This window comes from Saccharothrix obliqua, from assembly GCF_019375475.1.
GTDB classification, from domain to species: domain Bacteria; phylum Actinomycetota; class Actinomycetes; order Mycobacteriales; family Pseudonocardiaceae; genus Actinosynnema; species Actinosynnema obliqua.
In genome coordinates this window covers 503,503-524,951 of sequence record NZ_JAHXGQ010000002.1, presented here as the reverse complement: position 1 = coordinate 524,951, position 21,449 = coordinate 503,503, and the positions used below count along the sequence as shown (strand labels likewise).

19 protein-coding genes are annotated in these 21,449 nt (G+C 72.8%); 12 read left to right on the top strand and 7 right to left on the bottom strand.

The annotated features are described in order from the left end of the window. Positions 1-184 precede the first annotated feature (184 nt). Positions 185-1,738 (bottom strand): multicopper oxidase family protein, encoded by a 1,554-nt coding sequence (locus KZQ38_RS08380; RefSeq protein WP_219440063.1) that lies wholly within the window; start codon positions 1,736-1,738, stop codon positions 185-187. Next, positions 1,728-2,159, bottom strand: a complete 432-nt coding sequence (locus tag KZQ38_RS08375; protein WP_219440062.1) for a hypothetical protein — start codon at positions 2,157-2,159, stop codon at positions 1,728-1,730. Before KZQ38_RS08375 ends, KZQ38_RS08380 begins: the two co-directional genes overlap by 11 nt. 103 nt (positions 2,160-2,262) lie before the next feature. On the opposite strand from KZQ38_RS08375, the gene KZQ38_RS08370 reads away from it, so the two are divergent. Both KZQ38_RS08370 and KZQ38_RS08365 read left to right on the top strand, forming a co-directional pair. Beyond that, entirely contained in the window at positions 2,263-3,150 is an 888-nt protein-coding gene (locus KZQ38_RS08370) for a LysR family transcriptional regulator (protein ID WP_257900969.1), read from the top strand. Positions 3,151-3,456: 306 nt separating this feature from the next. Next, complete coding sequence (locus tag KZQ38_RS08365; RefSeq protein WP_219440061.1) at positions 3,457-4,548, top strand: hypothetical protein; 1,092 nt, start codon at positions 3,457-3,459, stop codon at positions 4,546-4,548. A gap of 155 nt (positions 4,549-4,703) precedes the next feature. On the opposite strand, the gene KZQ38_RS08360 is transcribed toward KZQ38_RS08365, so the two are convergent. Then, complete coding sequence (locus KZQ38_RS08360; protein WP_219440060.1) at positions 4,704-5,960, bottom strand: Fic family protein; 1,257 nt, start codon at positions 5,958-5,960, stop codon at positions 4,704-4,706. Between the two features lie 516 nt (positions 5,961-6,476). Here KZQ38_RS08360 and gdhA point away from each other — a divergent pair. From gdhA to KZQ38_RS08335, 5 genes are all read left to right on the top strand, one after another. Next, positions 6,477-7,817 carry an NADP-specific glutamate dehydrogenase gene (gdhA, locus tag KZQ38_RS08355; RefSeq protein ID WP_443706235.1) on the top strand — a complete coding sequence of 447 codons (1,341 nt, stop codon included), beginning with the start codon at positions 6,477-6,479 and terminating at the stop codon, positions 7,815-7,817. Between the two features lie 200 nt (positions 7,818-8,017). Next, the gene (locus tag KZQ38_RS08350) at positions 8,018-8,551 is read left to right on the top strand and encodes an EF-hand domain-containing protein (protein ID WP_219440058.1); all 534 of its coding nucleotides are present in this window, start codon (positions 8,018-8,020) and stop codon (positions 8,549-8,551) included. 1 nt (position 8,552) lies between these two features. Then, a complete protein-coding gene (locus tag KZQ38_RS08345; protein ID WP_219440057.1) occupies positions 8,553-9,599 on the top strand; it encodes an isocitrate/isopropylmalate family dehydrogenase in 1,047 nt (348 codons plus the stop codon). Further along, on the top strand, positions 9,596-10,222 hold the full coding sequence (locus KZQ38_RS08340; RefSeq protein WP_219440056.1) for a cysteine hydrolase family protein: 627 nt from the start codon (positions 9,596-9,598) through the stop codon (positions 10,220-10,222). The genes KZQ38_RS08345 and KZQ38_RS08340 overlap by 4 nt, the downstream gene beginning before the upstream one ends. Next, a complete protein-coding gene (locus tag KZQ38_RS08335; protein WP_308258306.1) occupies positions 10,192-11,064 on the top strand; it encodes an SAM-dependent methyltransferase in 873 nt (290 codons plus the stop codon). Before KZQ38_RS08340 ends, KZQ38_RS08335 begins: the two co-directional genes overlap by 31 nt. Positions 11,065-11,070: 6 nt before the next feature. On the opposite strand, the gene rox is transcribed toward KZQ38_RS08335, so the two are convergent. Next, positions 11,071-12,483 (bottom strand): rifampin monooxygenase, encoded by a 1,413-nt coding sequence (gene rox / locus KZQ38_RS08330; protein ID WP_219440055.1) that lies wholly within the window; start codon positions 12,481-12,483, stop codon positions 11,071-11,073. Positions 12,484-12,721: 238 nt separating this feature from the next. Between rox and KZQ38_RS08325 the strand changes: the two genes are divergently transcribed. Beyond that, positions 12,722-13,039, top strand: coding sequence for a helix-turn-helix domain-containing protein (locus KZQ38_RS08325; RefSeq protein ID WP_219440054.1), 318 nt, complete (start codon positions 12,722-12,724; stop codon positions 13,037-13,039). Between the two features lies 1 nt (position 13,040). Here KZQ38_RS08325 and KZQ38_RS08320 read toward each other — a convergent pair whose 3' ends face one another. Together KZQ38_RS08320 and KZQ38_RS08315 are read right to left on the bottom strand one after the other, a co-directional pair. Next, positions 13,041-13,631, bottom strand: coding sequence for a ClpP family protease (locus KZQ38_RS08320; protein ID WP_219440053.1), 591 nt, complete (start codon positions 13,629-13,631; stop codon positions 13,041-13,043). Beyond that, entirely contained in the window at positions 13,628-14,245 is a 618-nt protein-coding gene (locus KZQ38_RS08315; protein WP_219440052.1) for a ClpP family protease, read from the bottom strand. The genes KZQ38_RS08320 and KZQ38_RS08315 overlap by 4 nt, the downstream gene beginning before the upstream one ends. Before the next feature lie 277 nt (positions 14,246-14,522). Between KZQ38_RS08315 and KZQ38_RS08310 the strand changes: the two genes are divergently transcribed. Both KZQ38_RS08310 and helR read left to right on the top strand, forming a co-directional pair. After that, positions 14,523-16,112, top strand: coding sequence for a metallopeptidase domain-containing protein (locus tag KZQ38_RS08310; protein WP_219440051.1), 1,590 nt, complete (start codon positions 14,523-14,525; stop codon positions 16,110-16,112). Between the two features lie 144 nt (positions 16,113-16,256). After that, complete coding sequence (helR, locus tag KZQ38_RS08305) at positions 16,257-18,446, top strand: RNA polymerase recycling motor ATPase HelR (RefSeq protein ID WP_219440050.1); 2,190 nt, start codon at positions 16,257-16,259, stop codon at positions 18,444-18,446. Here helR and KZQ38_RS08300 read toward each other — a convergent pair. Next, on the bottom strand, positions 18,436-19,050 hold the full coding sequence (locus KZQ38_RS08300; RefSeq protein WP_219440049.1) for a TetR/AcrR family transcriptional regulator: 615 nt from the start codon (positions 19,048-19,050) through the stop codon (positions 18,436-18,438). The two genes, helR and KZQ38_RS08300, sit on opposite strands and share 11 nt — an antisense overlap. Positions 19,051-19,126: 76 nt before the next feature. Between KZQ38_RS08300 and KZQ38_RS08295 the strand changes: the two genes are divergently transcribed. Both KZQ38_RS08295 and KZQ38_RS08290 read left to right on the top strand, forming a co-directional pair. Next, positions 19,127-20,083: a zinc-binding dehydrogenase gene (locus KZQ38_RS08295; RefSeq protein WP_219440048.1), complete on the top strand. Its 957-nt coding sequence runs from the start codon at positions 19,127-19,129 to the stop codon at positions 20,081-20,083. Positions 20,084-20,194: 111 nt separating this feature from the next. Then, entirely contained in the window at positions 20,195-21,199 is a 1,005-nt protein-coding gene (locus KZQ38_RS08290) for a histidine decarboxylase, pyruvoyl type (protein WP_219440047.1), read from the top strand. Positions 21,200-21,449: the final 250 nt, after the last annotated feature.

The window sequence follows — 21,449 nt, the reverse complement described above, 5'->3', positions numbered from 1 at the left end:
TTTTGCGTCGCCGCTGCTGTCCTTGGTGACGTCGAGGTGTTGACCGTGCGGTGCTCCTTCCGGGCGCTCCTGCCACCAGGCAAGCGCACGAACCGCGAACCCGCGAGATCATCCGGACGCGGCCACGCTGACGAGGGTCACCCGCCGGGGCGGAGCAGCCCGGGATCGTCCGCGTGGAGCCGTCCTAGACGACCTCCAGGTTGGCCATCATCGCCATGTCCTCGTGCTCGGCGTTGTGGCAGTGGAAGAGGTAGCGACCGCGATAGCCGTCGAAGCGCGTGATGATCTCCGCAGATTCGCCGGGCCGCAACGACACGGTGTCCTTCAGGCCGGCGTCGTGGGGCAGCGGTGGCCGGCCGCCGCGGGAGAGGACCCGGAAGCCGACCAGGTGGAGGTGGACGGGGTGGTGCACGTCGGCCACCAGCCGCCACACCTCGACGTCGCCGAGGTTCGTGGTCACGTCGGTGCGGGCGGGGTCGAAGGGCAGGCCACCGATCAGCCACCCGTGGCGGCCGTGCACGCGGCCCGCGCGGAAGGCGAAGTCGCGGACGGTGACGGCGTCCTCCCGCCGCCAGGTCGGCAGGTCCGTCGCGAGCACGGGCGGGACGCGGCTGTCGTCGGCGGCCCGGCGCGCGACGCGGAACGCCATCACGTCCCGCGTGCGGTCGACGCCGAGCCGGTTGACGAGCACGACGCGGCTGCCGACCGGGACGTCCGCGAAGTCGACGACCACGTCGTAGCGCTCGGCCGGCGCGATCGGCAGCACCCGGTGGGTGACCGGCCCGGCCAGCAGGCCCTGGTCGGCCCCGACCTGGACGAGGTCGAGCCGCCGACCGTCCTCGGTGACCGCTTCGAGTTCGTAGTGCCGGGCGTTGGAGGCGTTGAGGAGGCGCAGCCGGTAGCGGGCCGCGTCGACCTCGTGCACGGGCCACGGAGCGCCGTTGACCAGGATCACGTCCCCGAGGACGCCCGCGACGTAGGGCTCGTGCACGCCCGGAAGCTCTCGCAGGGTCGGGTCGAGGGACGGGTAGGCGAAAGCGCCGTCGGCGGCGAACGCCCGGTCGGCGATCATCAGCGGCAGCTCGCGCGGACCCGCGGGCAGGCCGAGGGCGTCCTCGGCGTCGTCGCGGACGATGTGCAGCCCGGCCAGGCCGCGCCAGATCGCCGGTGCGGTGAAGTCCATCCGGTGGTCGTGGTACCACAGCAGTGCCGACCGCTGGTCCATCGGGAACGTGTACTCCCGGGTCCGCTCGGTCACCACGGCACGCGGGTCGTGCATACCGTGCCCGGCGTGCCAATCGCGGGGCAGCACGAGGTCGGTCGGGTACCCGTCGGAAGCTGCCGGCGTTCGCCCGCCGTGCAGGTGCACGACGGTCGGCACGGGTAGTTCGTTGTGGTGCGTCACGGTGATCGGCCGGCCGCGACGCGACTCGATCGTCGGTCCGGGGAAGGCTCCCCCGTACGTCCACAGTGGAGTCCTGACGCCGGGCAGGATCTCGGCGGTCGTCGCGCGCTGGGTGATCTCGTAGCGGTCGGCGCCGACCGGCGCCAGCACCGGCGGCACCGGCAGCGGCACCCGGAACGGCGGCGGCAGCGGCACGGCGCTGCGCAGCTCCGCGCCGGTCGTCGGCGGTCGACGTGCCATCCCGCCCGCGGCGGCCAGCCCGGTGGCGGCCATCAGGCCCAGCGCGCCGCCGATGCCCAGCACCCGCCGCCTGGTCAGGTCTTCACCGCGCATCACGGGCCTCCTCGCGCACGCGCCGGAGGGGCTGCCGCCACACGGCGATGAACTGCACGACAAGCGCGGCGACGGTCATCACGCCCAACGGGACGTGCAACCACAACGCACCGGCCAAACCGGCGAAATACTGCACCGTCTCCGCCACCACCACCGCCGCGGTCGACAGGAACGGACCGACCCGGCGCAGCCGGACCCAGACGGCGACCGCCGCGATCAGCTGGAGGTAGCCGATGGAGGTGACCACGTCCGCGCCGACCGCGTGCCGGCTCAGCCCGTCGAAGTCGCCGGTCAAGTACACCCCGGCGAACACCGGTTGGCCGACGATCGCCACCGCGTGCGCGCTGACCACGGCCCGGAGAACCCAGCCGACCGGTCCGGTGCGTTGTGCGGCGGATGACCCGAGGCTGCTCGTGACCATGAGCCGTCCCCCCTCGTTGGTGAAATCCGACGACCACGAACCTATGTCCGGCGGGTTATCCTGGCTAAGATCAATATTGCTATGACGCTATGACCGGAGAGGCATGGTGGAGCTGAACACGCTCCGGCAGTTCCTGGCGGTGGCCAGGCTGGAGCACCTCAGCCGGGCGGCCGAGGAGCTGCGCGTCGCCCAGCCGTCGCTGAGCCGCACCATCGCCCGGTTGGAGGGCGAGCTGGGCGCGCCGCTGTTCGACCGCGGTGGCCGGCTGCGGCTGAACGACGCGGGCCGGCTCTTCCGCGACCACGTCGAACGCGCGCTCGGCGAACTCGACGCGGGACGGCGTGCCGTCGCCGAGGCCGCCGGCGGTGGGGCGGGCGTCGTGCGGCTGGCGTCGGAGACCTTCCTGACCCTCACCGGTCCGCTGGCGGCCTACAAGCGGGACCACCCCGCCGTCGAGGTCGAACTCCACTGGTCGCCCGCCGAGGACATGGCGCGTCGCCTGCGGGCGCGGGACGTCGACCTGTGCGTCGCCTCGCAGCCGATCGGCGCGGACGGCCTGGGTTCGGCGCGGCTGTTCGAAGAGCCCGTCGGGGTGGGCGCGCCACGTGACCACCCGCTGGCCGGTCGCGCGGTGGTGAGCGTCGACGAACTCGCCGACGAGCCCTTCGTCACCGCGCGCGAGGGGCACTGGACGCGTCGGCTGCTCGACCGGCTCTTCGCCGCGCGTGGTCGCACGCCGCGGATCGTCTGCGAGAGCGACGAGCCCAGCGCCATCGCGGACCTGATCGGCGCGGGGCTCGGCATCGGCCTGGTGCCCGCGTTCGCCCGCCGCGGCCCGGCGCCCTCGCCCGTCGAGTGGATCGCCGTCGACAGCCCCGACTGCCGTCGCGTGGTCACGCTGTACTGGAACGCCGACAGCCGCCCGCCCACCGCCGCCCGCTCCATGCGTGCCGCGCTCACCGGCTGGGACTGGGGCGGAACCCGGCGGTGAGGCGCTCAACCACCGTCCACTTCGGACTGGCGGTGGGTGGCGCGGTCACGGTTCGCCGGGCCCGGTTCGGCCGGCTGTGGGACCGTGCCACCCGGGTGGTTGACTAGCGATGATGATCTTGCTTGGGTGCGTCCGACCCCGTACCGCCGATCGGGTACATCCCGGCCACGCGGCCGGGGATGACGGTCCGGGGGGCTCCGCACGCGGTGCCGGCGCGGAATGATCAGGGGTCGCGTCGCGACGTGGAGGCGGCCACCGGACCGGCCCAAGGGCGTGGTGGGACGACCGACGAGGGAGTTGTAGCCGGTGAATCAGGCACGGGCCGAAGCCGACGACCTGTCCGCGCTGTTCACGCTTCTCGATGTTACCGCCCTGCCGCCGGGCGTGGTGGCGCAGGTCACCAACCGGGACGTCGCCACGCTGTCCGGTGTGCCCGCCCACGAGCTGTTACCGCCGGGTGGTGAGCCGCGGTGGCGCTCGGACGGCTGGCTCGCGCGCGCACCCGCACCGGCACCGGAACTGGACCCGCCACGCGTGCGCGCGCTGGTCGAGCGCGCCGCCGCCGCGTTGCCGGGACCGGGGCGCGAGGAGATCGCGATCGCCGTGCCGGTGCTGCGGCTGGCCGTGGCGCTGGGCGTGCCGGCGGCGGCGGTCGCGCTGGCCACGCGGTTGTGGGCCTGGGCGGGCATCGTCGGCGTCGACTCCGCGGTCGCCGACGCGGTGGGCGACGCGGGCGCGGCGGCGGCCGCGGCGGTGCGCGACCCCCGTGCGCTGGCCGGTCTGCTGCGGTCGGCGTCGGAGTGGGCCGAGCGGCACGGCGACCTCGCGAAGGCCGAGGAGGTGGCGGCGGCGGAGTGGGAGGTGTGGCGGCGGCTGGGCGACCGGCCCGGGATGGCGGCGGTGCTGTGGCGGCGTGCCGACATGTTCGCCGCCCGGCGGCGTGGTGATCGCGAACTCGGGTGTTACGAGCGCTTGGAATCGCTGCACCAGGGCCAGGAGCCGCACGCGCGGGCCGGGTTGGTGCGCGTGCTGGCGGCGAAAGGCAGCGCGTTGCTGGCGTACGGCCGCGTGGAACCGGCCGCGGAGTCGTTGCTGCGCGCGGAGAAGGTGGTGCGGGCGTGGCCGGACTTCCCGCCCGGTGAGCAGGCCGTCGTGCTGGAGTGGGTCGGCCGGGCCCTGTGGTCCGCGGGCGAGCCGCGGTCCGCCCGGCGGCGGTGGTTCGACGCGCTGGCGTTGCTGGTCGACCACGACGAGCCGGCCGCCGAACGCCTGCGGCTGCTGCTCGGCCGGGAACCCGGCGCGGACCTGCCGCCGGCGCGTCCGGACCGCTTCCGCGGCCCGGACGCGACGCGCTCACCCGTGGCCACGCAGCCACCGGATCAGGCGGGTGAGCGCTGAGCCCACCGCGCCGTGCAGCAGCGGTCGCACGCGGGGCAGCGCACCCCAGCGGCGTCGGCGCGGCGTCGCGGGCCGCCGGGGCGGGCGGGGGCGGGAGAGGACCCGGCCGCGACGCGTGGTGCGGCAGGAACGGGGACGGCGGTGACGTGGCGCGGTCATGGTGTCGTTTCCTCGGGCGGTGCGGTCGACGGCGGGTCGGCAGGCGGCCGGAAGGCGTCCCGGACGTGCTCGGTGACGGCGGCGCGTTGCAGGGACAGGACGTCCATCGCGCGGTCGCAGACGAAGATCCGGAACGGGCGTTCGACCAGGGCGCGCAACGTGCCCTGCCGCTCCAGGTCGCGGGTGATCTGCGCGGCGGTCCGCTCGTAGAGGCCGTGCAGGTCGACCAGTGCCTGGATGCTGGTCACCGGCGCGGTGGGCAGCGCGTCGAGCACCTTGCGCAGCGACGGCGGGCCGCTGACGGATCTGGCCAGCTCCTCGCGGAGTTCGGCCTGGGCGTGGATGAGTTCGATGGTCGCCAACGCCTGTTCCTGGACTCCGCGCGCGAAGAACTCCACCCACGCCGACCACTCGCCGTGCTCGGCGACCCTCAGCAGGCGGCGGTGGTACTCCTCGCCGTGGTCGTCCAGCCAGGGCGACAGGGACAGCACCGGCACGTCCACCAGGCCGCGGCGCACCAGCTCCGCCGTCGTGAACAGCCGGGTCACGTGCCCGTTGGCCACCGGGTAGGGCTGGTTCAGCTCCAGCACCGCGTGCCCCACCGCGATCCTCGCCAGCCGCGGTCCCTCGAACGGGCCCGCCAGCCACTCGTCCCACGCCGCGAGCGCCGACGGCAACTGGTCCGGGGGCGTGGCGCGGGCATAGGGCGGACCGTCGGGACCGGCGGTGAGCACGCTCTCCGTGCGGCGCAACCCGTCGCCCGTCGACCCCGGCTCGTGCCCGGTCAGCACCGCGCTCACCCGGCCCAGCAGGGCGGCGTCGGCGGGCTCGCCCTCGGCGATCTCGTCGGCGAGCAACCGGGCCGCGCGGACGAACCGCGACAGCGGGTCGTCCCCCGTGGCGGCGTCCACGTCCGCGCGGGCGCGCCCGCCGGCGCCACGCGGGTGGTGCGCGATCAACGCCGCCTTCCACGTCTCGATCGGCGAGACCGTGTGCCCGGACAGCCGGGCGGAGCTGAGCACGTCGCGCAGCAGGAGGCTGTACACCAGCGCCTCCTGGTCCGGGACGGCGCGCACCGCGTAGCTCAGCCGGCCCGCGGCGTGCTCCGCGAGGGAGATCAGCGCGCTCGCGCGTGGCGACACGTCGACCTCCGCCGGTGGCCGCACCGGCTGGGAGGGCGGTAACCCGGCGGGGTCGGGCGGGTGCCCGCGGGTGCCACCCGGAGCGGGTGGGACCTGTGATTTCTTTGACATGAAGGTAAGAATCGCGCAGGAGGTTGATCAGGCGCAAACGGCCCTACTCGGGTTCATATGATCAACTTCGGCGGGTGTTCGGCGGCGAAATCGCCCGCTATCAGCGGAGAAGTGCGGAGACAGCCCGATCGCCGGATGTCAACCGGGAAGTCCGGGAACCTGCCGGTCCGGCACCCGCTCGCGTTCGACGACCTCGGGCTTTTCTCCTGCCGGCGGTAAAATTCCGGCACGCCTGGCATGAAAGGCGGTTCCGACGCGGTTTCGAATTTTCACTCGATCGAGTGGCGTCGGCCCGTGCTTCGCCGGCACCCCCGCCGGGCGGGGTGTCCCGGCCCCGTCGGCGATCGCGTGCCGGTGACCGGAGCGCAGCGCTCAGTGGTCGGTCGCGGGAATTCGTGGTGAGGACCACCGGAACACATGCTGGCCGGTGCCCCGCCTCATGAGGTGGAATGCGTTGGGTGGGGATGACTGGCCCCGCCGGACCGCGACGGGTGACCGAGGAGTGGGCGAGTGCCGATCCTGGACGAGAAGTTGGGCGACATCTACGACGAGGTGCTGCGTCGAAACCCCGGCGAGGATGAGTTCCACCAGGCGGTGCGCGAGGTCCTGGACAGCCTCGGTCCCGTGGTCGCGAAGCACCCGGAGTACGGCGACGCGGCCGTGATCCGCCGGCTGTGCGAGCCGGAGCGGCAGATCATCTTCCGGGTGCCGTGGGTGGACGACGCCGGCAACGTGCGGATCAACCGCGGGTTCCGGGTCGAGTTCAACTCGGCGCTCGGGCCGTACAAGGGCGGGCTGCGCTTCCACCCGTCGGTCTACCTGGGCATCGTCAAGTTCCTGGGCTTCGAGCAGATCTTCAAGAACTCGCTCACCGGGATGCCCATCGGCGGCGGCAAGGGCGGGTCGGACTTCGACCCCAAGGGCCGGTCCGACGGCGAGGTCATGCGCTTCTGCCAGGCGTTCATGACCGAGCTGTACCGGCACATCGGCGAGCACACCGACGTGCCGGCGGGCGACATCGGCGTGGGCGGCCGGGAGATCGGCTACCTGTTCGGCCAGTACAAGCGGATCACCAACCGGTACGAGTCCGGCGTGCTGACCGGCAAGGGCCTGACGTGGGGCGGTTCGCAGGTCCGCACCGAAGCCACCGGCTACGGCACCGTGTTCTTCGTGGAGGAGATGCTCAAGGCCCGCGGCGACTCCTTCGACGGCAAGCGGGTGGTCGTCTCCGGTTCCGGCAACGTCGCCATCTACGCGGCGGAGAAGGTGCGGCAGCTCGGCGGCACGGTGATCGCCTGCTCGGACTCCAACGGTTACGTGGTCGACGAGAAGGGCATCGACCTCGACCTGCTCAAGGACATCAAGGAGAAGCGCCGCGCCCGCGTCTCCACCTACGTGGAGGCCCGGACCGACGCCCGGTACGTCGAGGGCGGGTCGGTGTGGGACGTCGCCTGCGACGTCGCGCTGCCCTGCGCCACGCAGAACGAGCTGAACGGGCGCGACGCCGCGACCCTGGTGAAGAACGGGTGCGCCATCGTCGCCGAGGGCGCGAACATGCCGTGCACGCCGGACGCCGTCCGGCTGTTCGCCGACGCGGGCGTGCTCTTCGCGCCGGGCAAGGCGGCCAACGCGGGCGGTGTGGCCACCAGCGCCCTGGAGATGCAGCAGAACGCTTCCCGCGACTCGTGGAGCTTCGACCACACCGAGCGGCGGCTCGCCGACATCATGCACGGCATCCACGACCGTTGCCTGGAGTCGGCGGAGCTGTACGGCAAGCCGGGCAACTACCTGGCCGGCGCGAACATCGCGGGCTTCATCCAGGTCGCGGACGCGATGCTGGCCCTCGGCGTGATCTGACGCGCGGCGCGTGGTCGGGCGCGGAAACCCGTGCCCGGCCACCGTTTCCGCCTTCACCGCACTGGGGCGGCTTCCCGGCGCGATCCGCTATGCGTGCCGAGCGGGAATCAACTCCTTTCGGGTGAACGAGGAGCACCGGCTGTCGTCGGTCGCCTACGGTCGGCTCTGTCGTCCGGTGTGCCTCGAAAGGTTGGTCGGAGATGCGGGATGCCGCTGTCGAGCGCGTTTCTTTGGTCTTCTCCCTGTTCGACGCGAACGGCACGGGGAGGTTGGACCAGGAGGACTTCGAGTTGATGGCGGGGCGGGTGGTGGCGGTCGCCGACGGCTCACCCGAGGAGGACAAGCAGGCGGTGGTCGCGGCGTTCCGGGGCTACTGGGACGTTCTGCTCGCCACGCTGGACGCGGACGGCGACGGCGAGGTGACGTGGGCCGAGTTCCGCGCCTGCGTGCTGTCGCCGGAGCGGTTCGACGCGACCGTGGCGGTGTTCGCGGACGCCCTGTCCCGGCTGGGCGACCCGGACGGCGACGGACTGGTGGAAAGGCCCCGGTTCCTGGCGTTGATGCGGGCCATCGGGTTCGCGGAGCCCAACGTCCACGCGTTGTTCGACGCGCTCGGCCCGTCCGCCGCCGACCTGGTCGAGGTCGACGCGTGGCGGCAGGCGATCGTGGAGTTCTACGCACCGGACAAGGACGGCATCGCGGGGGACCGCCTCGTCGGCGAAGCGGTCCGCTGACGTGGGGGCGGTCGTCGGGCTGGCGGTCGGGCGGGGCACGGGAGCGGAGCTGGCGGCGGTTTTCGAGCGGGTGCTGGGAGTGCTCGCCGCGCGGCACGGGGTGGCGGTCGCGGTGGAGCGCTCGCCGCGGGTCTACCACTCGTACTTCTCGCTGCGGGACGAGGCGGACCTCGCGGCGATGCGCGAGCGGACGCGGGAGGACGCCGAGCACTACGAGGAGTTCTGCCGCGGGCTGGTGCGCCGGGGCGTGGACGTGGTGTTCCGCACGGCGGTCAACGCGCAGTCGCTCTACCAGGTCCGCGAGCGGTTGCGCGCGGTGAAGGTCGACGTCCTCGGCGAGCTGATGGTGGTGCGCGACCAGGCGCAGGGCTTCTACGCCGGGGAGAACGAGCACTCGCCGGGCGTGGTCGAGCGCACGACGGTGTTCCGGCGCGACGTCACGCGGGACGTGTTGTCCTTCGCGTTGCGCCGCGCCCGCGAGCGCTGGCCGGCCGGACCGGCGGAAGTCGTGCTGGCGTACAAGTTCCACCTGCTCGACGGAGCGTTCGAGCGGTGGGTGCGCGAGTTCGTGGCGGAGCACGGCGTCGCGGTCCGGTTGAGCCAGCCGGACACCGCCAACCGGGACCTGCTGGCGCGGGAACCGTTGCCGCGCACGCTGATCGTCGCCGGCAACGAGTGGGGCGACATCATGCACGCCGTGCTGCTCCACCGGTTCGGCACGCGGCGGCCGGAGGACCGGTGCGGCGAGAACGCCTACCTGCACCCGGACGTGGCCGGGTTGGTCGAGTACCAGACGGTGCACGGGTCCGCCGACGACATCGCCGGGCAGGGCGTGGTCAACCCCGTCGCCACGGTGCGCGCGGCGGCGGCCGTCGCGGAGCGCGTCGGCTGCACGGGCGCGGTCGCGGAGGTGGAGGAAGCGTTGGCGGCGTTGGCGCGCAACGGTATTCGCACACCCGACACCGGTGGTCACCACACGACCCAGGCGTTGGTGAACGTGCTCCTCATCGAGCTGGAGCGGCACGACGGCGTGCCCGTTGCCGGATGACGCCCGGCACGGCCCTGGTCGTGGTCGACCTCCAGAACGACTTCTGCGCCCCGGAGGTCGTTCGCGGTCGGCACGGCGCGACGCCCGAGGACCTGGCCGCGGTGACGACGCGCGCGGCGCGTGCGGTGGACGTGGCGCGGGCGAACGGGACCGAGGTGGTGTTCGTCCGGTTCGTCGGCGACATGGTGCACCAGGGTGCGAGTTGGCGTGCCCGCGACGCGGCGCTGGGCAAGGCGCCCAAGTGCCGTGACGGCAGTTGGGGCGCGGAGTTCCGCGGTGTGACGCCGGCGGCGGACGAGCACGTGTTCACCAAACTGGCGTGCTTCGACGCGTTCCTGGCCGAGGGGTTCGAGTCGCACCTGCGGTCGCGTGCCGTGGAGCACGTGGTGCTCGCGGGTGTGTACGCCGACGTCTGCGTCGACTCCACGGCGCGCACCGCGTTCCAGAAGGGCTTCCACGTCACGGTGTTGACCGATTGCACGACGAGCCTGCACCTGTCCGGTGACGACGTGTTCCGGTTCATGCGCCGCGTCTACGGCGCGCGGACGGTGCCGCTCGACGCGTGGTCGGCCGGACCGGGAAGGAGCGGGGCGTGGGCGGCGTCGAGAGCGGGGTCGGCCTGACGGCGTTGATGGTCGCCGCGGCGAGGGCCATCGAGAGCGGTCGGCCGGACGCGTTGGCGCACGACCGGTACGCCGAGCACTTCGTCCGCGCGGCGCGGGCCACCGCCCGGTGGCCGGTGCGCCTCCAGGACGTGCCGGGCGGCGACGCGCACCCGCTCTGGGGCCGGCTGTCCCGCTACTTCGGCCTGCGGACGCGGGTGCTGGACGATTTCGTGACCGGTTCGGTCGGCGAGGGCGCGAACCAGGTCGTGCTGCTGGGCGCGGGGCTGGACGCGCGGGCGTACCGCCTGGACTGGCCGCCGGGCAGCACGGTGTACGAACTGGACCGGGCGGAGGTGCTGGCGTTCAAGCACCGCGTGCTCGACGGCCTGCGCGCCCACCCGCGCCCGGTGCGCGTGCCGGTCGCGACGGACCTGCGGCACGACTGGGCGGGCGCGTTGCTCGACGCGGGTTTCAACCCCACGCGCCCCACGACGTGGCTCGCCGAGGGCCTGCTGCTGTACCTGCCGAGCGCCGTCGAGCAGGCCGTGATCGCGGGTGTCGACCGGCTCAGCGCACCGGGCAGCCGCCTGGCGTACGAGGTGAAGGCGCTCCGCGAGGTGCCCCGGGTCCGGCAGAGCGCCGTGTACCGGGTGGCGCGCCAGGAGATCGGGGTGGACCTGCTGGCCCTGTTCGACGACGACCCGCGCCCCGACTCGGCCGCCGCCCTCACCGCGCGCGGCTGGTCCACGGCGACCCGCACGCCGTTCGACTACACCGCCCTGCACGGCCGCGGTCCCCGTCGTGAACCCCACGACGCCTTGGCCGCCAACCGCTGGACGTTCGCGGACAAGAACACCTGACGTGCCTCAGGCCGCCGCGCCGAACCACCGGCGCAGGTGGTCGTCCAGGTCGCGTTGGTCGTCGCCGACCCACGCGACGTGGCCGTCCGGGCGCAGCAGCACGGCGGGCGGCTCCAGGTCCGCGCCGGTGTCCACGACGTAGTCGACCCGGCCGTGCCATCCCGCGGTGGTGAGCCGTGCCGTCCGGTCGAGCAGCAACCCGCGGCCGTTGCGCATCAGCTCGTAGAGGCGACCGCGTTTCAGGTGCAGGTCCCGCATCCGGCGGCCGAGGCGGTCGTCGCCGAAGTCGTAGCGGACGTCGAGGGCGGTGATCTTCTCGATCAGGCGGCGGTTCACCACGTCGATGTCCATCAACTCCGTCAACAGCCGCCGCACCGCCCGCGCGCCCGGCCCGGACGACAGCAACTCCACCTGGGCCCGGGTGTTGTCCAACACCGCCGCCGCCACCGGGTGACGCTCCGCGTGGTAGGAGTCCAACACCCCCTCCGACGCCCAGCCCCGAACCCGACCCGCCAGCTTCCACCCCAGGTTGACCGCGTCCTGCACACCCAGGTTCAACCCCTGCCCACCCGTCGGCGGATGCACGTGCGCCGCATCACCCGCCAACAACACCCGCCCCACCCGATACCGCTCCACCAACCGCGTCGCATCACCGAAACGCGACAACCACCGCGGCGAATGCACACCGAAATCCGACCCCGCCACCTCCCGCAACCGCTGCCGGAACTCCTCGAAGGTGGGCGGGCGGTTCCCGGTCAGGTCACGGGCGGGCACGATGACGCGGTGCGCCCCGTCCCCGAGCGGCATGACGCCGAACCGCTTCTCGTCCACGCGGACACGGGCCACCACGGCGGCGACCTCCGCCGGCGGCGTGGTCAGCACGACCTCGCCGAGCATCGTCTCGGCCCGCGCGGGTTCGCCGGGGAAGCCGACGCCGAGCAGCTCGCGCACGGCGCTGCGGCCACCGTCGCAGCCGACCAGGTAGCGCGCGCTCAGCCGCGCGCCGTCGGCCAGGTCGACGGACACGCCGCGGTCGTCCTGGCGCAACCCGACCACCTCGCAGCCGCGCCGGATGTCGGCGCCCAGCCCGGTGGCGTGCTCGGCCAGCAGTTGTTCGGTGGTGCTCTGCGGGATGGCGAGGACGTACGGGTGCGTGGTGTCCAGGTCCTCCGGCCAGGGCACGTCGATGGCGGCGAAGAACCCGCCGGCCACCACCTTCCGCCCCCGGGCGAGGAACCGCTCCAGCAGGCCGCGCTGGTCCAGCACCTCGATGCTGCGCACGTGGAGGCCCAGCGCGCGCGACCGGACGGACACCGCCGCTTCCCGCTCCAGCACCAGCACGCGCACACCGTGCAACCGCAACTCGGCGGCCAGCACCAGGCCGGTCGGCCCGGCCCCGGCAATGATCACGTCGAACATGAACCGCCCATCCGGTGAGTCCCGCGGCGGCCGGCACTCCCGTTTTCCGGCCGCGCACCGCCAACGGCCGCAGATTCTGCGCTACCACCCGGGCCTTGCCACAAGGCCCCCGGTGCGCTATACGTTGAACGTGGCGGGGTGGTGCCGCCGAAATCCCCTGTTGTTCTCCGGGTCCGTCGGCGTTCCGCCGAAAGCTGAACGGGTGGGTGCCGGAGCCGCGGGCTGTCAGGATGACCGGATGGCGGACATCCTTCCCTTCCACCGCAGGGCTTCTGCGGAACGTGAGCCGTTGTGGCGCGAGGTGCTCGGGCGGTGCCTGCGGGACGCGCGGGAGGAGCGGGGCGCCCGGCTGGTCGACGTGGCGGAGCGGGCCGGGGTGTCGCCGCAGTACCTGTCGGAGATCGAGCGGGGGCGGAAGGAGCCCTCCAGCGAGATGATCGCCGCGGTGTCCGGTGCGCTGGGGTTGGAGCTGGCGGACCTGCTGGTCGGGGTGGCCGGGGTCGTGCGGCGGAGCGCGGGTCCGCGTCCCGGGGGACCCGTGCTCATGGCCGCTTGAGTCAGGACCGGTGTTCCAGGACGTGGTCGGCCAGGCCGTAGGCGACGGCGCCGGCCGCGTCGAACACGCGGTCCCGGTCGGTGTCGTGCCGCAGCTCGGCCACGTCGTGACCGGTGTGCGCGGACAGGATCTCCTCCAGCTGGGTGCGCACCCGCACCACCTCGTCGGCCTGGAGGATGAGGTCGGGGATGGTGCCGCGACCCTGCGCCGCCGGCTGGTGCAGCACCACCCGGCTGTGCGGCAGCACGAACCGGTGCCCTGCCCGGCCCGCCGCCAGCAGCACCGCGCCGGCCGCGACCGCCTGGCCGACGCACGTCGTCGCCACCGGGGCCTTGATGAAGCGCATGGTGTCGTACAGCGCGAGCATCGCCGCCGGGTCGCCGCCCGCGGAGTTGATGTAGAGGCTGATCTCCTGGTCCGGGTTGTCCGCCTCCAGGTGCAGGAGCTGGGCGATCAACGCGTTCGCCACGCCGGAGTCGATCGCGGTGCCGAGGTAGACGATCCGCTCGGACAGCAGGTGCGAGTAGACGTCCATGATCCGCTCGCCACCCAGGCCGCGGGTGATGACGTTGGGGATGGTGTAGGTGCTCATGCGCGGACCCCCTTGCCCAGTCCCAGCTCGTGCCTGCGCACGGGTACCACCTGGCCGAGTTCCCGGACCACGTGGTCGATGAAGCCGTAGTCGAGCGCCTGCTCGGCGGTGAACCAGCGGTCGTGCAGGGAATCGGTGAAGATCTGGTCGAGCGGCCGACCGGTGTCCTCCGCGATGAGCCGGAGCACGGTGTCCCGCGTGTACCGCAGGTCGTCCGCCTGCACCTCCACCTCCACCGCGGAACCGCCGATGCCCGCCGAGCCTTGGTGCATCAGGATGCGGGCGTGGGGCAGGGCGAAGCGCTTGCCCGGTGTGCCCGCGGAGAGCAGGAACTGCCCGGCGCTGCACGCGAGGCCGAGGGCGAGCGTCGTCACGTCGCACGGGACGAGGCGCATCACGTCGCGGATGGCCAGCATCGCGGGCACCGAACCGCCGGGCGAGTGGATCCACAGGGCGATGTCCTTCTCGGGGTCATCGCTCGCGAGGGAGAGCATCTGCGTGGCGAGCACCGTCCCGTTGTCGTCGTCCAGCCCGCCGTCGAGCACCAACACCCGCTGGCTGAGGAAGCGTTCACGCAGCCGGTGGTCGAACAGCTGCCTGTCGTCATTGGTCATGCCCCGACCATGCCGCCCCGTCGCCGGACACGGGTGGCGTCGCTGCTGTGAGCGGATTCGCTGTCGGCGGACAACCGGGTGTCCGCTGTGGATGCCGGGGGGTGGCGTCGGCTCGACGTCCGCGCCCTGGGCCACTCGGTCGTCGTCGGATGGGGAACAACACCCATGCGAATTCCGGCGGACGTTTTCATTCCACGACCGCGCCGCTTTTTGCGGACTGGTGGCCCAGCGGTGCGGAGGACACTGCCGGCCTGGCTACCGGATGGAGGCGAGGACAGTGATCCGACATCGGTTACTGGCGGCGGCGGTGTTGTCGGTCGCGATCGCGGGGGTGGTGGTGGTCGCGCCGGCGCAGGCCGTGCCGGTGCGCGGGCACACGGGGTGGTCGGTGCTGCTGTGCAAGTTCGCCGACCGCGCGGCCGAGCCGCGGGCGCCGCAGTTCTTCCGCGAGTTCCTGACCCGGGACGGCACCGGGCTCGGCGGGCTCGCCGACTACTTCACCGACCAGTCGGGCGGCCGGATCACCCTGTCCGGCTCGGTGGTGCGTGGCTGGTACACCATGCCGTACACGCTCGCCCAGGAACAGGCCAAGGACCGCTGGACGAAGATCCAGGACTGCGTGGGCACGGCCGCCGCCAACGGGTACCAGGTGCCGGCCGGCCACCGGATCATCGCGATCCTCAACGACTTCGCGGACTCCGGCGCGGCGGGTGACCGGGTCGTGCTCGACCCCGGCGCGTGGAACGTCGGGTTCGCCGCGCACGAGATGCTGCACGGGTACGGGCTCGGCCACTCGTTCTCCGACGACCCCACCTACCGCAACGTGGACTGGGCGCAGATCGGCGAGTACGACGACCCGTGGGACGAGATGAGCGCGATGAACATCCACGCGTTCGGCACGGCCCGGTTCGGCACCAGCGCGGTGGGCCTCAACGGCTACTTCCGCGACAAGCTCGGCTGGCTGCCCCGCTCCCGGGTGCGGACCCTGGGCTCGGACGGGATCGGGACGCGCACCGTGACGCTCGCACCGCTGGAACTGCCCGGCAACGCGGGTCCGCAGCTGCTGCGCATCCCGTTCGACCCGGCCGACCCGTTCCGCTACTACACCGTCGAGTACCGCGCCAAGACCGGGTGGAGCGCGGGCATCCCGGCCAACACCGTGCTCATCCACGAGGTGCGCAACGGCACGCCGTACCTCCTGCGCACGCGTGGCGGCACGCGCAACCCGGTGCAGTCGTTGTACGCCAACGGTGTCTCCGTCCAGATCAACTGGCAGGACGCGAACAACGCCTCGGTCAGCGTCTCCTCGGAGATCACCGAGCGGTGCTTGCAGGGTTACGTGTGGCGCGAGGCCCGGCCGAGCGACCGGGTGTGCGTGGTGCCCGCGGTGCGTCAGCAGGCGTGGGCGGACAACGCGGTCGCGGCTTCGCGGTGGGTGAATGGCCCGTACGGGCCGCACACGTGCGTGTCCGGTTACGTGTGGCGGGAAGCGTTCCCCGGTGACGACGTGTGCGTGCTGCCGGCCAACCGCAGTCAGGCGTGGGCGGACAACGCGGCGGCGGCCGACCGGGTCAACCCCGCGCGGTTCGTCTACGGTCCGAACACCTGCAAGGCCGGGTACGTGTGGCGTGAGGCGGATGACGCCGATTACACCTGCGTGGTGCCCGCGGTGCGTCAGCAGGCGTGGGCGGACAACGCGGTCGCGGCTTCGCGGTGGGTGAACGGTCCGTACGGGCCGCACACGTGCGTGTCCGGTTACGTGTGGCGGGAAGCGTTCCCCGGTGACGACGTGTGCGTGCTGCCGGCCAACCGGAGCCAGGCGTGGGCCGACAACGCCGCGGCGGCCGGTCGGGTCGAACGCCCCTGACGACACGCGCCGGGTCGCCACCGCGCGGCCCGGCGCACCCCCGGCGGCTTGACGCGTGGTGGACAATGAAAAATCGGCGTGTCCTCCGTGTACAACTCGGAGAACCCGCCGCAACAACGCCAGATTAGCCGCTGTGAGGGGCGAGTGTCAACTCAGGGGTACGAAGAGGAATTGCGGTCCGAGCGGGGCTACGTGGCCGGCCTGCACGCGCGGCTCGACGCCGAGCGCGCGCGGGTCCGCCGGGAGTACCGCGCGGCGCTGCGGGGCAACGGCGGCACGCCCATGGAGCGGGACGTCGAGGTGCGCTCGCTGGGTAAGGAGGTGAAGCGGCTGGACGTCGCGGACAACGGGCTGTGCTTCGGCCGCCTGGACACCACCTCGGGCGAGCGCTCGTACATCGGTCGGATCGGGTTGTTCGACGAGGAGAACGGCTACGAGCCGGTGCTGCTCGACTGGCGTGCGCCCGCGTCGCGACCCTTCTACGTGGCCACCGCCGCGTCGCCGGAGAACATGCGCCGCCGCCGCCAGTTCCACACCCGCGGCCGGCAGGTGGTCGACTTCACCGACGAGGTGCTGGGCCGCCCGGAGGCGGGTGACCGGGGTGACGCGGCGCTGCTCGCGGCGGTCAACGCGCCGCGCGGGCCGGGTATGCGCGACATCGTGGCGACGATCCAGGCCGAGCAGGACGAGATCATCCGGCTCGACCACCCCGGCGTGCTGGTGATCGAGGGCGGTCCGGGCACCGGCAAGACCGTCGTGGCCCTGCACCGCGTCGCGTACCTGCTCTACACCCAGCGCGAGCGGATGGAGCGCCACGGTGTGCTGGTGGTCGGGCCCAACCCCGCCTTCCTGAACCACATCGGCCGTGTCCTGCCGTCGCTGGGCGAGTCCGACGTGGTCTTCACCACGACCGGCGACCTGGTGCCCGGCCTGCGCGTGACCGCCGACGACACGCCGGAGGCCGCGCGGCTCAAGGGTTCGCTGAAGATCCTGGACGTGCTGGCGGCGGCGGTCGCCGACCGGCAGCGGCTGCCGGAGGAGCCGATCCCGGTCGAGCTGGGCGGTGTCACGGGGCGCATCGACGCGGAGACCGCCGAGTGGGCGCGGGAGGAGGCGCGCGCGAGCAAGCTGCCGCACAACGAGGCCCGCGCGGTGTTCACCGAGATCATCACGTGGGCGCTCACCGAGCGGGCGATCGGGCGGATCGGCCGCGGCTGGCTGAGCCGCGACGACAAGCAGGCGTGGGAGCGCGTGCGCGCGGACCTGGTCAAGGAACTCGCGGAAGACGACCGGTTCACCGCCGCGATCGACCGGCTCTGGCCGGTGCTGACGCCGGAGGACGTGCTGGCGGGGCTCTACTCGTCGCGGGAGCGCCTGCGCGCCGCGGGTGCGGACGAGGCGTTGTGGCGTGCCGACGGCGCCGCCTGGACCGTGTCGGACGTGCCGCTGCTGGACGAACTCGTGGACCTCGTCGGCCGCGACGGGTCGGGCGACCGCGCCGCGGCCCGCGAGCGGGCGCGGGAGACCGAGTACGCCGGGCGGGTGCTGGACCTGCTCCACGTCGACCGCCAGGACATGATGGACGACGAGGACCACCTGCTCGCGCAGGACCTCGTCTACGCCGAGGACCTGGCGGACCGCGTGCTGGAGCGCGACACGCGGGAACTGGTCGAGCGGGCCGCGGCGGACCGGGACTGGACCTACCGGCACGTCGTGGTGGACGAGGCGCAGGAACTGTCCGAAATGGACTGGCGCGTGCTGATGCGGCGTTGTCCGGGCCGTTCCTTCACGGTGGTCGGCGACCTCGCCCAGCGCCGCTCGGTGGCGGGTGCGACGTCGTGGGACGCCGTGCTGGAGCCGTACGTGCCCGGTCGCTGGGTCTACCGGTCGCTGACGGTGAACTACCGCACCCCGGCGGAGATCATGGACGTCGCCGGCGCGTTGCTCGCCGACTTCGCGCCCGGTGTCCGCGCGCCGGAATCGGTGCGCGCGTGCGGTGTGCGGCCGTGGTCCCGGCAGGTGACCGAGGACGAGTTGCCCGCGGCCGTCGAGGAGTTCGTCCGGGACGAAGCCGAACGGGAGGGCACGAGCGTCGTGATCGGACCGCCCGGCGTGCCCGGTGCGGTGCCCGCGTCGGAGACGAAGGGCCTGGAGTACGACGCCGTGCTGGTCGTGGACCCGGACCTGATCCTCGCCGACGGTCCGCGTGGCGCGGCCGAGCTGTACGTGGCGCTCACCCGTGCCACGCAACGCCTCGGCGTCCTGCACCGGGGTCCGCTGCCGGCGGCCCTGGGCGGGCTCGTGCCGGTGGGCGGGGCCGCGCTCAGGGGATGAGCCGTGCCGCCGGGGGCAGCGGCGCGGCGTCCGGTGACGCGCGCAGCGCTTGGACCGCGAGCGCGGCGAAGCGCCGGGACGCCGCGACGCGGGCCTTCGGCGAGGGCGCCTGGATGCCGTTGTTGGCCATCAGGACGAGGAGCAGGTCGTCCGGGACGAAATCACGCCGGAGGTGGCCGGACGCCTTGGCGCGACCGGTCAGCTCGGTGATGGCCCGCAGTGCGCGGTCGCGCTCGGCGGCGAAGTCGATCGCCCTCGGGTAGGCCGCCATGAACGCCGCCGTGAAACCGCGGTCGCGCGCGTGCAGCTCGAAGAGCTTCTCGATGGCGACGCGCAGCCCGCGCCACGCGTCCGGGTCCGCGAGCCCTTCGTCCGCGATGTCCCGGCACGCCCGGAGCTGACCCGCGAACGCCTCGGTGACCAACGCCTCCTTGGTGGGGAAGTGCCGGTACAGGGTGGCGGGTCCGACCTCGGCGCGGCGGGCGATCGCCCGCATCGGCGTGCCCAGGCCCTCGGCGGCGAACACCGCGCGTGCTGCTTCGAGGATGCGTTCGCGGTTCTCCCGGGCGTCGGCGCGCGGCGTCCGAGTCACAAGGTCGTCCACCGCTCTCACTTTAGCGAAACGGACGGGTGCGTCCGTTAGCTTCGCGTCGCAGCAGGCGATCCTGAAGGAGGAAGCGGTGAAAGCGGTTGCGGTCAAGGCTTTCGGAGGTCCCGACGGCTTGGCGGTCGTGGACCTGCCCGACCCGGCCCCCGGCGCGGGGGAGGTGCTGGTCGACACCGAGGCGATCGGCGTCGACGGCGGTGACGCCCTGATCCGCAAGGGTGCGCTGGCCGAGTTCGGCTTCGCGGTGGGCTACGTGCCCGGCGGCGAGGTGGCGGGTGTGGTGAGCGCGGTCGGCGACGGTGTCGACGCGTCGTGGCTCGGTCGGCGCGTGTGGGCGTTCACGGGGCTGGGCGGGGGTTACGCGACGCGCGTGGCGGTCCCGACCACGGCGGTCGTGCCGTTGCCCGCGGGGCTCTCGGCCGTCGACGCGGTGACGCTCGGGAACCCCGGCACGGTCGGCCACTTCGCGCTCCGCCACGCGCGTTTCACGCCGGGCGAGTCCGTGCTGGTGCGCGGCGCGGCCGGCGGCCTGGGCACGGTGGCGGTGCAGCTCGCGGTGCTCGCCGGCGCCGCTGCGGTGGCGGTGACGTCGTCGTCCGCCGAGCGCGGCGACCGGTTGCGCGAACTCGGGGCCACGCACGTGCTGGACCGCGTCGGCGGGGGAGGGGGTCCCGCGGGCTACGACGTCATCGTCGACGTCGTGGCGGGTGGGGATTTGCCGTTGTTCTTCGACAAGCTCAACCCGAACGGTCGGCTGGTCGCGGTCGGGTTGGTCGGGGGTCACCCGCCGGCGGACTTCGGCACGGCGGTGTTCGCGGCGTTCCAGCGATCGCTGTCGTTCGCCACGTTCAGTGCGAACACGGTGCCCGAAGCCGACCGCCGCGCCGTGACCGCCGACCAGTTCGCCGCCGCGGACCGGGGGGAGCTGCGGGCGGTGGTGCACGAGGTGCTGCCCCTGGCGGAGGCCGCGGCGGCACACCGGGAGCTGGACGCCGGCCGGGTGTTCGGCAGGCTCGTGCTCACCGCCTGAACCGCCGTCACCTGGCGGTGGCCAACGGTTCCCCGTCCAGGTGACGGACCTTGCCGCCGGGTCCCGCGCTGCCAAGCTGGGTCACACCCGATCCCGGAAGGCGGCCCGCGGATGTCCCGGAACCCCACCTCACGCGTCGACAGGGCGATCCTCGACGCGATCGGCGCGGAACCCGCGCACGCCTCGGGCTACGGCACACCCATCGGCAGGGGTGACTCGCTGGGCAGCGCGGGCACCGGCTACATCGCCACCATGAAGCTCTCGGTCGGCAAGGTCCTGGTCGGTGAGCTGGACGAGGGCACCGAGGGCATCGTGTCCTACGACCGGTGCGAGGCGAACGACGCCAACATCAGCCAGATCAACATGGTCACCGCCTCATCGTTCTGCGGTCTCAACGGCGCGCTGTGGGGTTACGACCTGGCCGTCGCCGACCTGCCGGACCAACCCCTCTTCACCTCGCGGGACCTGTTCAGCGACGCCGAGGTGGCGCTCTTCGCGGAACGCGGCAAGTCGATCGACCCCGTCGCGTTCCACAGCGCCGGTCCGCTGCTCGCGGCGGCCGAGCGGCTGTTCGGGCACAGCGCGGCCGGTGAGCGCCGCCACCCGCCGCTGCCCGGCGCGCAGGTGGTGTGCGCCAACAAGAGCGCGGTGCTGAGCGGTCCCAAGGACGGCCCGGGGTACGCGTGGGCGATCATCGGCATCGCCATCTCCCCGGACCGGGAGGCCAACGCGTGCCTGTTCATCGAGGACTGCGGCACCGCGCCCACCATGCCGCCGCACGAGATGGTCGAGTACCTCAAGACTCGGCGGGACGCGGTCGCCAAGAGCATGACCCTGTGCGGGCAGGACTACGACGGCGTCCGCTACCCCGTCGCCTACATCGCCGCCAAGGCGATCCACGCCGAACGGGACGAGGTGGCGTGCGCCCTGGCCTGCGCGCCCTACGTCCTGCTCGCGACGGACTCCGTGCCCGGCCGCGACCCGGCACGGCTGCGCGGCATGTCGCTCAAGGAGTGGGAGGAGCAGGTCTGGCCGGACACCGCCGCCTCCTTCCGCACCGCGGACACCGGCGTGGACGGCGTCCACGTGGCGGGCGGGCCGGTCGGAGAACGGTAGTCACGCTATTCCCGGGTCGTTCGGGAAAAACTCCCGGCCCGGTCGCGCGGTGAATTCGGTAGCTGGTCCGGTCGAGTGGCCGAATGGTTACCGAACCACCTGCCCGCTGGGTTCGGTCACGGCTGTGACCTGCGGCTGGTGGTGACGGACCGGACCTGTCCGGTTGCGGGCGGTAAAAGGGAACCCACCGTTGAACCACGTTCGGCGATGTGCATGTGCGGAAATCTCCAGCTGTTCATGAATGGTCATC